Source organism: Treponema sp. OMZ 788 (assembly GCF_024181245.1).
Taxonomy (GTDB): domain Bacteria; phylum Spirochaetota; class Spirochaetia; order Treponematales; family Treponemataceae; genus Treponema_B.
Genome location: NZ_CP051199.1, coordinates 2,312,791 through 2,325,569 on the forward strand (window position 1 = coordinate 2,312,791; position 12,779 = coordinate 2,325,569).

General features: G+C 36.6%; 12 protein-coding genes and 1 pseudogene. 8 read left to right on the forward strand and 5 right to left on the reverse strand.

Annotated features, from left to right (window positions below):
* The first annotated feature begins 313 nt into the window (after positions 1 to 313).
* From gatC to E4O00_RS11520, 4 genes are all read left to right on the forward strand, one after another.
* Positions 314 to 625, forward strand: coding sequence for an Asp-tRNA(Asn)/Glu-tRNA(Gln) amidotransferase subunit GatC (gatC, locus tag E4O00_RS11505; RefSeq protein ID WP_253677498.1), 312 nt, complete (start codon positions 314 to 316; stop codon positions 623 to 625).
* Positions 626 to 634: 9 nt separating this feature from the next.
* Positions 635 to 2,092: an Asp-tRNA(Asn)/Glu-tRNA(Gln) amidotransferase subunit GatA gene (gene gatA / locus E4O00_RS11510; RefSeq protein ID WP_253677499.1), complete on the forward strand. Its 1,458-nt coding sequence runs from the start codon at positions 635 to 637 to the stop codon at positions 2,090 to 2,092.
* On the forward strand, positions 2,085 to 3,569 hold the full coding sequence (gatB, locus tag E4O00_RS11515) for an Asp-tRNA(Asn)/Glu-tRNA(Gln) amidotransferase subunit GatB (protein ID WP_253677500.1): 1,485 nt from the start codon (positions 2,085 to 2,087) through the stop codon (positions 3,567 to 3,569). Before gatA ends, gatB begins: the two co-directional genes overlap by 8 nt.
* Before the next feature lie 148 nt (positions 3,570 to 3,717).
* The gene (locus E4O00_RS11520; RefSeq protein WP_253677501.1) at positions 3,718 to 4,899 is read left to right on the forward strand and encodes a DEAD/DEAH box helicase; all 1,182 of its coding nucleotides are present in this window, start codon (positions 3,718 to 3,720) and stop codon (positions 4,897 to 4,899) included.
* Between the two features lie 361 nt (positions 4,900 to 5,260).
* On the opposite strand, the gene E4O00_RS11525 is transcribed toward E4O00_RS11520, so the two are convergent.
* The 5 genes from E4O00_RS11525 to E4O00_RS11545 form a co-directional block, all read right to left on the reverse strand.
* Complete coding sequence (locus E4O00_RS11525; protein ID WP_253677502.1) at positions 5,261 to 5,878, reverse strand: hypothetical protein; 618 nt, start codon at positions 5,876 to 5,878, stop codon at positions 5,261 to 5,263.
* A gap of 13 nt (positions 5,879 to 5,891) precedes the next feature.
* Positions 5,892 to 6,428: a DMP19 family protein gene (locus tag E4O00_RS11530; protein WP_253677503.1), complete on the reverse strand. Its 537-nt coding sequence runs from the start codon at positions 6,426 to 6,428 to the stop codon at positions 5,892 to 5,894.
* 3 nt (positions 6,429 to 6,431) lie between these two features.
* Positions 6,432 to 6,716, reverse strand: coding sequence for a DUF2262 domain-containing protein (locus E4O00_RS11535; protein WP_253677504.1), 285 nt, complete (start codon positions 6,714 to 6,716; stop codon positions 6,432 to 6,434).
* On the reverse strand, positions 6,682 to 7,236 hold the full coding sequence (locus E4O00_RS11540) for a DUF2262 domain-containing protein (protein ID WP_253677505.1): 555 nt from the start codon (positions 7,234 to 7,236) through the stop codon (positions 6,682 to 6,684). The genes E4O00_RS11535 and E4O00_RS11540 overlap by 35 nt, the downstream gene beginning before the upstream one ends.
* A 136-nt stretch (positions 7,237 to 7,372) precedes the next feature.
* Positions 7,373 to 7,948, reverse strand: coding sequence for a glucosaminidase domain-containing protein (locus E4O00_RS11545; protein ID WP_253677506.1), 576 nt, complete (start codon positions 7,946 to 7,948; stop codon positions 7,373 to 7,375).
* A 104-nt stretch (positions 7,949 to 8,052) separates the two neighbouring features.
* Here E4O00_RS11545 and E4O00_RS11550 point away from each other — a divergent pair.
* The 4 genes and pseudogenes from E4O00_RS11550 to E4O00_RS11570 all read left to right on the forward strand — a co-directional run bounded on the left by E4O00_RS11550 (position 8,053) and on the right by E4O00_RS11570 (position 12,775).
* Positions 8,053 to 8,839 (forward strand): annotated as a pseudogene (locus E4O00_RS11550) (ATP-binding cassette domain-containing protein).
* Positions 8,840 to 9,076: 237 nt separating this feature from the next.
* A complete protein-coding gene (locus E4O00_RS11560) occupies positions 9,077 to 9,658 on the forward strand; it encodes an ABC transporter permease (protein WP_253677509.1) in 582 nt (193 codons plus the stop codon).
* 21 nt (positions 9,659 to 9,679) lie between these two features.
* Positions 9,680 to 10,465, forward strand: a complete 786-nt coding sequence (locus tag E4O00_RS11565; protein WP_253677510.1) for an ABC transporter permease — start codon at positions 9,680 to 9,682, stop codon at positions 10,463 to 10,465.
* 189 nt (positions 10,466 to 10,654) lie between these two features.
* Positions 10,655 to 12,775, forward strand: a complete 2,121-nt coding sequence (locus E4O00_RS11570; RefSeq protein WP_253677511.1) for a methyl-accepting chemotaxis protein — start codon at positions 10,655 to 10,657, stop codon at positions 12,773 to 12,775.
* Positions 12,776 to 12,779: the final 4 nt, after the last annotated feature.

The window sequence follows — 12,779 nt, forward strand, 5'->3', positions numbered from 1 at the left end:
CACTTTTTGTCAAGAGCTTTTTAAAAGTTTTTTTATTTTTTTTAATCTTTTTGTAAGTGTTAAAACTTGAAAGACTAAAGAGTTTTATTCTTCGTTAAAAGGTAAACTCTTCAAAACTTTTCTGGTATTTTCTACCATTTTCAAAGCTCACCGCCGTAACCGACGGTGAGAGGGAATATATCCCATTCTAAAACTTTTGTCAAGTGCTTTTTTACGATTTTTTATATATTTTTGCAGATAAATTTGCAGTTTTTTAAGCTCATATTTTGACTACTTAACATCCTTTTGTATTTGTGATATTATGCCCCTACTTATGGAAAAGAACAGTAATAAAATATCAAAAGAGGTATTTTCGACCCTTTTATATCTTTCACGCCTTTCTTTAGGTGAACAGGAAGAAGCCCGCTTAGCGGGACAGGTAAACAACTTGGTAGGTTATTTTGAAATCTTGGATAAATTTGCCGACAGTAACTTGGATTCGTCAATGTATGCAAAACACGATGAATCAACATTACGCTCCAATGAGGTAAAAGAAGGTCTTACTCAACAAGACTTAAAAAAAATGACTTCGGAATATATGGACAATTATTTTAGAGTTCCAAAGGTTTTGGGTTCAGGGGCTTAGGAGTTGTTTATGATCACGAATTTAACATTTACGCAATTAAGAGAAAAATTAAAGAATAAAGAACTATCCTCGCTCGAAATCCTTAGAGCTTTTAAAGAAGAATACGAGAGCGACCTAAAAAACAGCCTTCCTTTAAATGGGTTTGTCGAATTTTTTGAAGATGCAGAAGAACACGCAAAGAAGGCTGATGAACTCATTGCTCAAGGTGTTTCCTTTGATAAAAAACCGCTTTTAGGTCTCCCGATTGCGGTAAAAGATAATATCTCAATGGCCGGAAAACTTTGCACCTGCTGCAGCCGCTCATTGCAAGGCTATTATGCTCCATATAATGCAACGGTAATTGACCGATTGGTAGAGGCAGGAGCCGTTTTAATGGGAAGAATAAATATGGATGAACTCGCAATGGGTTCTTCAACTGAATTTTCATGTTACGGCCCGTCAAGAAATCCCGTTGACAGGGAAAGAACTCCGGGCGGAAGCTCAGGCGGCTCGGCTGCCGTAGTTGCAGGAAATCAGGCACCTTTTTCTCTCGGAACGGAAACGGGAGGCTCGGTTCGGCTTCCGGCTTCATATTGCGGAATTTACGGCCTTAAACCGACCTACGGACTTTTCAGCAGGTACGGGGTAGTAGCCTTCAGTTCTTCCTTAGACCAAGTAGGCCTTTTCGGAAAAGAAGCCGCCGACATAGCCCTCGGCATAGCCGTCATGGCAGGCAAGGACGAAAATGACGAAACTTCGGAAGAAGCCGATTTTTCTTCATTATTAAATCTTTCTGCCTATTCAAAAAAAGAAATCGCCTCATTAAAATTTGCAATTCCCAAAGAATTTTTAAATACGGAAGGCTTGGATAAGGAAGTCAAACAAGTCTTTGATGAAGTATGTGCATGGCTTACCAAGAATGGGGCAAAGCTTGAAGAAGTTTCCATTCCTGTTTTGGAAGCCTCAATTCCTACCTATTATACCCTTGCAATCTCGGAGGGAGCAAGCAATCTCTCGCGCATAGACGGCATAAGGTTCGGCCTCCGCAAAGATGCAGGTAAGGGAAATGACGAGCTTTATATTCAAACAAGAAGCGAAGGCTTCGGCCCTGAGGTTAAAAGACGCATTATAACCGGCAACTATGTTCTTTCAAAAGAATTTTCAGGCGACTGTTACGAAAAAAGCTTAAATGTAAGGGCAAAAATAGCTCAAGGCGTAAATGAAGTTTTACAAAAATACGACTTTATAATCTGTCCGACAGCTCCGGCTCCGGCCTTTAAACTTAACGAAAAAGTAGATGATCCTATCGCTATGTACCTTTCGGACCTTTTTACAACATTTGTAAACCTTGCCCGCATTCCGTCCCTTTCGGTTCCGGCAGGAAAAACAAAAGCGGGACTTCCGGTAGGCATTCAGTTTTGCGGAAAGAAATTTTCGGAAGAGAACATCTTAAAACTTGCAAAGGCCTGGGAGGAAGATCATGCTTAAACACGGCAATTTAGAATACGAAATAATTATCGGCTGCGAAATACACTGCCAGCTTTTAACCAAAACAAAGGCTTTTTGTTCTTGCGAAAACCGTTACGGCGGAATTCCAAACACGAGGGTCTGTCCCTGCTGTCTCGGTTTACCCGGAGCTCTTCCCAGAGTAAGCAAGGAATATGTAGAGTTCGGAATTAAGGCAGGACACGCCCTCGGCTGCAGGATAAATAATTTTTCCAAGTTCGACAGGAAACATTATTTTTATCCCGACCTTGTAAAGGGCTATCAGATAACTCAATTTTACACACCTCTATGCGAAGAAGGCGAAGTCGAAATTAACCTCGCCGCTCAAAATGAGGAGCCTAAATTTAAGAAAGTGAGAATTGAGCGCATTCACTTGGAGGAAGATGTCGGTAAGAGTCTTCATATAGAAGGTTCTCACAGCTACATCGATTTTAACCGATCAGGAGTTCCTCTAATCGAAATTGTTTCAAAGCCCGATATGTCAACTCCCGATGAAGCTGCCCGCTACATGCAGACAATAAGAGAGATTTTAAAATTCGTCGGCGTTACTGACGGAAACATGGAAGAAGGAGCCCTGCGCTGCGATGCAAACATAAACTTAAAAATCATCGACAACGGCGTAGAGTTTAGAACTCCTATTTCGGAAATAAAAAATATGAACTCCTTTAAGGCTGTAAAGGATGCCTGCACCTATGAGGTTTCCCGCCAATTGGATGAATACACGAGCGAGAACCGAATTGCTTTTAAGCCGGGCTTTAAACGAACCATGGGCTGGGACGAACCTTCAGGGCAGACTGTAATTCAGCGTACAAAAACAATAGCCGAAGACTACCGCTTTATGCCCGAACCGGATTTAAGAGCCTTGGAATTGAGTGATGAGTTTATCAAAAGGGTGAGCGATTCGGTCGGAGAATTACCGGAAGCAAAACGGCTTAGGTTTAAAAAAGAATATCACTTGTCGGAATTCGATGTTCAAACCCTTACCTCGGAAAGAGATTTGGCGGAATGGTTTGAAGAGGCGGCAAAAAAATCTTCTTCTCCCAAAAAATGCGCCAACTGGATTTTGGCTGAAGTTTTGGCTGTTTTAAACGAAACAAACTCTTCTCTCTCCGATTTAAAATTCGGTCCCTGTGCTATAGCAGAACTTGTAAATGTTATTGAAGAAGGAAAAATAACAAGCAAGCAGGCAAAGGATGTTTTTGCCGAGATGATAGCCTCCGGTAAAAAGCCTTCTGCCATAATAGCAGAAAAGGGTATGGAACAGGTGAGCGACTCTTCCTTTATCGAAAAAATCGTAGAAGAAGTTTTTGCTGAAAATACCGAAGCCGTTCAAGATTGGAAAAACGGAAAAACCAATGTTGCAGGCTGGCTTATGGGACAGGTTATGAAAAAATCCGGCGGCAAGGCTAACCCGAAACAAGCTGCCGAACTTGTGAATAAAAGGCTTCATAAATTGTAAAAACTATTACTAAAAATTCATTTTATGAGATCTCCAAATAGGTTTGCTTAGCTGTTTTATATGGATTAGCAAAAATGTAAAAGACAAGATAATTTCTCTACGAATAATTTGAAAGTGACAGCAATTATTGACACTATAAGGAATCATTATGAATGAAAAAGCAAATATTCTCGATGCATGGATAGCAGTAGAGCAATTTTCAGAAGGGGATATCAGACCTATAGATAAAAATTATAAGAATATAGATGAAAAAAAAATATATTCAAATTCAGACTTTGATTGGAAATCCTATTTTTTGGATGAAATGAATGCCTTTATTAAAAAAGAAAACATTTGTCAAGAAAAGCAAGGGGAAGTAAGTCTAATCATGTATTTTGGTATTTTTGATTTTTCGGAAGTTATTACTATTTTTAAAAACATATATAAAATCAAAGATACAAATGAAGAATTAAAAAACGGAGCAAAATTTACTTTATCCCTTTCATTTGATCGCAATTTAAATTTTATATCCGATAAACTATTTTTAACGATGAGCGGATATATCAGGGAAAAAAAAGATATCCCGAAAAATTTATATGATATTGAAAATAATCTTAATGAAACTTTTGTTTCAAACAAAGCTTCTACACAGACCTTGATGGATAGAGCAAGCAAATATGGATTTCAAAAAAATAAAGAAGAATGGATCGGTATCCCGCTATGGGTGCATAGACGTTCTAATTATCCAATGTTTTCAATTTCAAATACGATCGCATACAATGGCTTAATGGTTCAGGGTAAGAATCATGAGAAAGCCAAAGGAAGGGCAGTCTGGTATGATGTAAAAGGCATAGCAATAGATAAATATGTCGAGGAGCAAGGCAATAAATTAGTGGACTTAATAAAAAACAAGTTATTAGAAAATCAAGATTTAAAAAATCAAATCTATGTGATTACTCCATTTAAAAATATCGTGAATAGACTAATTAGCAAATTAAGCGAAATAGACTTCGTTATTACAGACGAAAACAAAAAACCTGCTAACGTGGGAACAGTACATACTTTTCAAGGGAAAGAAGCAAAGATTGTCTATTTTGTACTGGGTGCCGATACAAACAGCAAAGGAGCGGCAAGATGGGCTTTTTCTGACCCGAATATTGTAAATGTTGCAGCGACTAGAGCAAAAGAAGAATTTTACATAATAGGCGATAAAACCCTTTATTCAGAATTGGGCAGCACTATCGCATCATTGACAATTAATATTATTGATAATTATAATGATAAAAAAAATGAAGATTGCAAATTATGGGAGTTGTCAAATATAAAAAATAAAACAGAATTTACTCAATAAATGGATTGAAATCAAACATCTACCGATGAAAACAAGATTACAATTGAATTCTTCAATAAATTTTATTATCTTTAATATAAAAGCAACCCTTGATTAGATAGGCTTTTTTCAAAAGAGGTTAAAATGAAAAAAGAAACTTTCACTATCCCAAAAAATTATCTTGTTTTGATTGCAGGTATCTTATGGGTATTTGCAGCCTTTTTAAAAAACTATGTTTTGTAACTTGACAGAGGTATATAACAGATACACTATCGGCAGCATTGTTACCAACGGTCTATTATTGATTCTTTTGCTAAAAAACCATTAAATAATTTAAAGATATAAAAAAACTTAATTTAAGTAATATTCATGTCTCTCTTATTTATTCAAAATAATTATCATAATCATCAACAGCTTCTTGTAATACAGGTAATTTTTCATATCCAATTCTTTTGATTCCGGATTTTTTAACTTTCTGATAAATTTCATCATTTACAATGATACCTGTTAAAGCACTGGGAAATAAAATAGAATTTGGGATAGACTTATCAACAAGATACCAACTATTTAAAGGCAAAGGGAAATATAAAACTGCTCCGCATTTATCACATATTCTACAGTTTGAGTCTTTACCGCCTCTTACAAAAGTTGAGACCTTTGGGACTACCGATATGTATTCTTTGGATAAGTCTTTATTTATATCATAAACCTTTCCTGCATAATATACATTCTCAATATTTTGCAAACCGAGTAATAAAACAATGTCTTCCCGTAATATTCCAATAAATGTACCTCTTACATAGCTTATCGGAGCAAAACTTTTTTTTATTGTTTCATTTAGAAATACATCAATTGATTTATGCTTAATAATATTCCAACAATCGCAAATTGTTTTTTCTTGTTTTAATTGCTCTATCCAACCGTCATCTCCTTCGGGAACATTTTGTGTGTGGTCGCTTAGTTGATAGAATAATTTTTTATCTGCAGATAAATTCATCATTTACTGATCTTCTCTACTCTTCATCTGTCTCGTAACTGCCGACGAAGACAAATTTTTCGGGGTTGTTTTTAATGTAGGTTATCAGTTTATCGTCAAATTCATCGTGATTATAATAGAACCTATCATGCTCATCCAAAAAATCATTAAGAGCTTTTTCATCTTTCTCTTCCGCTTCTGAAAGCATATCCCAGCGGTCTTTCCTATCAAAAGAAATTGAGCCGCCGAAAAATTCTATCACTTCCAAAAAATTTTTGTATAAGGTATCGATACCGAAAAGCTTAAAACCTTCCAAGGCATCTTTCCACACAATACCTGTGGAGTTGAAAAAAAATTGATGATGACCGCCGTTATCTACTTCAGCCCCGTACCACTGCAGGGCTAATAAGTAACGCTGCTCCAAAGTAAAATCTTTAGCCGATTTTAAATACGCTTCATGCGTTCCGTAAATATTTACGGTGTACCACATCGGGTCGGCAAGCCGATAAAGGTCAATTTCTTCTCCCATACTTTTAATGACTTCTACCGTTAGATTTTCAGTTATCGTTTTCATTTTTTATCCTTCTATATTCGCACTATCGAGTTTTCCGTCAAGATTTCCGTACACACAGATAATGTGCCCGAAAAACATATCATCATCATGCAGGTAAACAATAAAATTATTTTTTGGCTCGAGAACAATACTCGAAAGTTCAACCCGGTCGAAGAAGTCTTTTTTAGTAATTTCGGGAGTCTCCTTCTCCTGCCAATCATTTGCCAAGCCGGTAAGCTGTTCTGCTGCAAATTTTTTTATTCTGTTTAGCCACTCATCGAAATTTTTTTGTTGCGGCTTTATAAGCACTCAAAATATTTTTTAATTCTTCCAAATCTTCCGTTTCTACATTCAGGTCAATATCTTCATCCTTATACTTTATTGCACCTTCGAACCAGTCATATTCTTTATTCAGAACAAAATAAAAATCCTCATCTTCATAGATAAATTCGGTATTATATTCTTTTAGAATTTTGTCAAATCTTTTATCTTTCACGCCCTCTTCTAAGACTTCTACGAGCATAAAAAGATGTTTATATTTCGAAGAAGAACCGGGTTTTTGCGGGCGCACTTTCACCCGGAAGGCCGTTTGAGGTTTAAAATAATATTTCCAATCCCGATCTTCTACAAGCCACTCTAAGCGTATAGATTCGGAATGAAGTGAATTATCCGCAAGATCGATGAATGCTAAAGGACGATTTGACGGCGCCCACATATCGCCAAATTTAAATGCCCCGCCGGTTTTAGTTTCGATAAGCACTAAGATTTCTTTTTCTTCATTAAGAAATTTTGATTCAAACTGTTCTTTTGTACTTATGTTTTCTATCATGGTTCCTCCATAGATAAAATTTTTCACACTCTTGTTTTTAAGTATACAAGCTTTTATGCTTTTTGTAAACTCAGGTTTGTAGGCAGGTTTTTATATAATATAACTTGACAAGAGTATATACATTGAATAGTTCCGGTTAATAAACCGATTTGTACAATCTTTTCAATATGTTTTCAAGTTTTTTGCCGTAGTTTGGGTCTGCCGCCCAAGTTCCGGCAAGCCCGTAAATTGTAGGAGCCTTTCCCTTAGGATTAACATATTTATACCGAGGATCGGCTAGAGGGCGGACAAGAGGCTTGGATGTAGCATAGGCCTTTAGGTGCTGAACATGGGCTAAAACTCCCGTTTTCTCGGTTGGAAAACTTTCTCCTTTTTTCCCTTCTCCGATTGAACCAAGGCCGCAAAAATTATTCATCTCCTCGCTTACCAAACCTCCGAAGCGTAAAAAACCTGTTTCCAAGCACATTTGCGAAAAAGCAATATCCGAATTTATTCCTTCAGCCTCAGACTCTTCTATATAAAATTTAGCAAGGCGCCTTACCTTCGCCCTATCGGCCTTGGGATTTTGGCTCATAAAAAAGGCGGTTAAATCCTCAGCCGAACATCTGCCCCGGCTTTCGATTAAATGAGGAGGACTTATAAACAAACTCAAACATGAAAAAAACAAAAAAGATAAACCAAAAATTAAAATATAAAAAATCCGCTTTTTCATAACTAGAGTTTCGGAAAAAATAAATCAGACTTGAATTTTCTATTGAACAAGTTTTTTCAAAATGATATAATACCGCCCCAATAAAAATTTTTATGGAAAAAAGAATGATTAGGGTCAAAAATATTTGCAAAACATACAAGGTCTCAAAAAGAAATAAGGGCTTAAAAGAAGCAGCGAAGGCCCTCTTCAAAAGAGACTATGATTATATAAAAGCCCTAAACGATATTTCGTTTACGATTAATGAAGGAGAAACCGTAGGTTACATAGGCCCCAATGGTGCAGGAAAGAGCTCTACCATAAAAGTTCTTTGCGGTATTCTTACACCGGACTCCGGCACTTGCGAAATTGCAGGTCTTGTTCCATGGAAAAAACGAGTTGAATATGTAAAAAACATCGGCGTAGTTTTCGGCCAAAGAACTCAACTGTGGTGGGACATTCCCGTTATAGATTCCTTTGAGCTTTTAAAGGATATTTATTCCGTGCCTCAAAATCTTTTTCAAAATAATTTGGAAGAATTGATAAGCCTTTTAGATTTAAAAGAAATTATAAAAACTCCGGCCCGCCAACTCTCCTTAGGTCAAAGGATGAAGTGTGAAATTGCGGCCTCTCTTTTGCACAGCCCAAAAATTCTTTTTTTTGGATGAGCCGACAATCGGGCTTGACGCTCTTTCAAAATTAACGGTAAGAAAATTTATTTCGGAACTGAATAAAAAAAATAAAACAACAATTATTTTAACCACCCACGATATGCAGGATATTGAAGCAATTACCGAGCGCATAATTTTAATAGACAAGGGAAAAATTCTTTTGGACGGAACTTTAAAAGACATCAAAAAAGAAAACCTCTCTTTGGATGAAAGCCTCGCCGAGTTTTATAAAGAAAATTGCTAAAAAGGCTTTTACGGTTTATGAAAAAATATCTTTCTTTTTTTAAAATAAGATTTATCGCAAACTTACAGTACAGGGCTGCCGCCCTTGCAGGCATTTCGACTCAATTTGCATGGGGCTGCTTAACTATTATTTTATTCAAAGCCTTTTATGAAACCTCACCTCAAAATTTTCCTATGGGCTTTTCAGCCTTTGTTTCCTATATCTGGATACAGCAAGCCTTCTTAGCATTTTTTTGCAATGTGGACATTCGAGGGCGACATAACGGACTCTATTGTTTCAGGCTCCATTGTTTACCAAATGTCCAAACCGATCGAAATATACACTCTCTGGTTTACCCGCTCGGTTGCATTTAGACTTGCAAGAGGACTTTTAAGATGCTTCCCTGTTTTAATAATTGCCGCAATTTTACCCATGCCCTACCGTCTGATAATGCCTGACCCTATTACGTTTTTAATGTTTATAGCCTCCATGATTTTAGGCCTTTGTACGGCAGCTGCCTTTACCTGCCTCATATACGTGCTTTGCTTTTTTACGGTTTCTCCCAGAGGGCTTCAAATAGTATTTTTATCGGCTTCGGAAATGCTTATGGGACAGGTAATTCCCATTCCTTTTTTCCCCGAAACAATAAGAAAGATTTTGGAGTTGTCTCCCTTCACAGGGATTCAAAATATTCCTTTAAGAATTTTTTCTTACGATATTTCATCTAAAGATGCAGGTAAAAAAATAATCTTGCAGATATTCTGGCTCATCGTTTTATTTATATCGGGGAAACTTATTGCAAAGGCGGCAGAAAAAAAATTGGTGGTGCAAGGAGGCTAAATTAAAATTTTTAAGATAGGTATGAACGGTTTAAAACTTTATTTTAGATATATAGGTATTCTTTTAAAAAGTACAATGCAATATAAGCTTTCGTTTTTTTTATCGTGCTTGGGTCAGTTTCTTTTAACCTGCAACAGCGTCTTTGCTCTTTACTTTTTGTTTGCACGCTTTCAGTCCATAAAAGGATTTTCCTTTGCCGAAGTTATTTTTTGTTATTCAATAATGCAGTTGAGCTTTGCCCTTACCGAAAGCTATGCAAGGGGCTTTGATTCATTTTCTTCACTAATTATAAACGGAGATTTTGACAGACTTCTTTTACGCCCTCGAAGACTCACCCTTCAAGTTCTGGGAAGCAAATTCGAATTTTCAAGAATAGGAAGACTTATCATAGCCGTCATTTTATTTTTTTACGGTTTAAGATTCGGAAATATAGATTGGTCTTTTTTAAAGGTGTTGACAGTTTTCTTTATGCTCTTAGGAGGCATGGCAGTATTTTCAGGCCTCTTTTTAATCTATGCAGCTATTTCTTTTTTTACCATACAGAGCCTTGAGTTTATGAATATCTTTACAGACGGCGCTAGAACCTTTGCCTCATATCCCGTTTCAATATACGGAAACAAAATTTTACGCTTTTGCACATTTATAATTCCTTATGCTCTTTTTCAATACTATCCTCTTTTGTTTTTATTCGATAAATATGAAAACCCGGCCATCGCCTTTTTACCGCTTCTTTCATTTTTGTTTTTAATTCATGCTTATCTTTTTTGGCGGTTCGGCGTATCAAAATATAAGTCTACCGGCTCGTAAAAACATAAAACTTGTTTATTCCTATTTTATAAATTTTCTCCATTATAATTTTTTCCATGTATCTCTTGCACAAACATCTAGTAAAAATAAAAAAAATAATGTATAATCGGCTTTATCAACTCTTAAATGTATATTCAATAAACATCAATTATAAATAGTTCTTAAAATAGCACATGAAAGGAGCCGCATATGTTAGGTGAAAATATTCATCAAAAGGAAAAAAGACGGTTTTCTATTTTAGGAAAGTTGATTTTCTTTTTTGGTTTGTTAATCCTGATTGGAGGATTTACAATGGGAGCCTCTGCTTTATTTATAGCAAAAAAGGCTTTAATGGAAAAAATTGAAAAAGCTCTCATAATGAAGGCAACGGATACGGCTGAAATTATCGACGGAAGGATCAATAATTTTTTACAGCTTTTAGAAGGTCTTGCACGTATCCCGGCTCTTCGCGATTCTAAACTTACTTTTTATGAGAAAGTAAAGGCATTACAAAAAGATGCAGAGCGGAACAAAACGATAGAATACTTTGGGATTTCAGATAAGAATGGTATAAGATACTCTATCGATGGAAGTTCATTTTTTGTCGGCGATCGGGAATGGTATAAGGAAGCTATAGCAGGCAGAAATTTCATTTCTGAACCTATCGGAAACCGTAAAACAGGCCATTTAGAAATTATACTCTCCGTACCTATTTATGATGATGAACAAAATATTTTAGGCGTATTTAGCGCCGGTGTTAACGGATTAGCGCTTAGTGATCTAATCGATGATATTGTAATAGGAGAAACCGGCGGTTGTTATATTATAGGCGCTTCGGGAACAACAATTGCCGACAAAGACAGGCAAATAGTTGAAGATCAAGAGAACAGTATTAAAAGCGCTGAGTCCGAACCGGAACTTAAAAGCATCGCCGATTTTGAACAAAAGGTCTTATCATCCTCCGGAGCCGGTTTAGGCAAATTTACATATGAAGGCGAAAAAGAAATCGCAGCTTATTCTCCTATGAAAACAACAAAATGGAAGATAATAGTCAGTGCTCCGGTCGGCGAACTTACACGCAGTCTTAAGCTTTTAAAAATCACAGTGAGACTTATCGGTATAACCATATTAATCGTATCCATTATTCTTACAGCTGTTATAGCCCTTACAATAGTAAAACCAATTATATCAGCAGTTAAAGCTCTTAAAAATATTGCAGATGGAGACGGCGATCTAACGGTACGCTTGCCCATCAAACGAAATGATGAAATAACTGATCTATCAAAATACTTTAACAGAACGATTGAAAAAATAGGAAACTCAATAAAGACAGTCGGTTCAGGAACTCAGGAAATGGAGCAGATAGGAAATGAACTTGCGAGTAACATGACTGAAACGGCAAGTGCAATACATCAAATAAGTACAAACATAGAAGGGGTGAAACAACAAGCCCTTACGCAGGCGGCAAGCGTCACCGAGACATCTGCGACTATCGAACAGATTATTAAAACCATCACACAGTTAAATGGAATGATAGAATCTCAGGCTGTAAGTGTAGCCGAGTCTTCATCGGCAATAGAACAAATGGTCGGTAACATAAGCTCAATAACTCAGACGCTTATAAAAACGGATGAAGCCATCAAAAACCTTGCAGGCGCTACAGCCGAAGGAAAAGAAACTCTTTCAGTATCAAATACCGTAACTCAAAAAATTTCGGAGGAATCGGGCGGTCTTTTAGAAGCCTCAAGCGTTATTCAGCATATTGCAAGTCAGACAAACCTGCTTGCCATGAATGCAGCGATTGAAGCAGCTCATGCAGGAGAAGCGGGAAAAGGGTTTGCTGTTGTTGCAGACGAAATTAGAAAGCTCGCAGAAGAATCAAGTTCACAGGGAAAAACAATAACTTCTACCTTAAAAATTTTAAGTAAAGAAATTGAAAACCTTTCCTCTTCTTCAAAATTGGCTGAAGAAAAATTTGACAGCATCTTTGCCCTATCAGAGCAGGTGAAAAAGATGAGTGAAACTCTTATGCTTGCAATGAAAGAACAAGAAAACGGAGGCCGTGAAATTTTAACGGCAATTCATGATATCAACTTAATCACTTCACGTGTAAATGACGGTTCAGCTGAAATGTTGGAGGGAGGAAAAAATATCGCTGTTGAAATGCAAAAACTTGACGATCTTACCAGAGTTATTACAGCAAGTATGAACGAAATGGCCGCAGGTGCATTTCAAATAAATGAAGCGACCCAAGAAGTCAATAGCATCTCTCAAAAAAATAAAGAAAATATAAGCAGCCTTGTCACAGAGGTTGAAAAATTTAAAATCTAAAAAT

What these genes read in the sequence shown, in the direction of transcription:
- gatC (WP_253677498.1), top strand. Translation starts at nt 314, where the DNA reads ATGGAAAAGAACAGTAATAAAATATCAAAAGAGGTATTTTCGACCCTT.
- gatA (WP_253677499.1), top strand. Translation starts at nt 635, where the DNA reads ATGATCACGAATTTAACATTTACGCAATTAAGAGAAAAATTAAAGAAT.
- gatB (WP_253677500.1), top strand. Translation starts at nt 2,085, where the DNA reads ATGCTTAAACACGGCAATTTAGAATACGAAATAATTATCGGCTGCGAA.
- E4O00_RS11520 (WP_253677501.1), top strand. Translation starts at nt 3,718, where the DNA reads ATGAATGAAAAAGCAAATATTCTCGATGCATGGATAGCAGTAGAGCAA.
- E4O00_RS11525 (WP_253677502.1), bottom strand. Translation starts at nt 5,878, where the DNA reads ATGATGAATTTATCTGCAGATAAAAAATTATTCTATCAACTAAGCGAC.
- E4O00_RS11530 (WP_253677503.1), bottom strand. Translation starts at nt 6,428, where the DNA reads ATGAAAACGATAACTGAAAATCTAACGGTAGAAGTCATTAAAAGTATG.
- E4O00_RS11540 (WP_253677505.1), bottom strand. Translation starts at nt 7,236, where the DNA reads ATGATAGAAAACATAAGTACAAAAGAACAGTTTGAATCAAAATTTCTT.
- E4O00_RS11545 (WP_253677506.1), bottom strand. Translation starts at nt 7,948, where the DNA reads ATGAAAAAGCGGATTTTTTATATTTTAATTTTTGGTTTATCTTTTTTG.
- E4O00_RS11560 (WP_253677509.1), top strand. Translation starts at nt 9,077, where the DNA reads ATGTGGACATTCGAGGGCGACATAACGGACTCTATTGTTTCAGGCTCC.
- E4O00_RS11565 (WP_253677510.1), top strand. Translation starts at nt 9,680, where the DNA reads ATGAACGGTTTAAAACTTTATTTTAGATATATAGGTATTCTTTTAAAA.
- E4O00_RS11570 (WP_253677511.1), top strand. Translation starts at nt 10,655, where the DNA reads ATGTTAGGTGAAAATATTCATCAAAAGGAAAAAAGACGGTTTTCTATT.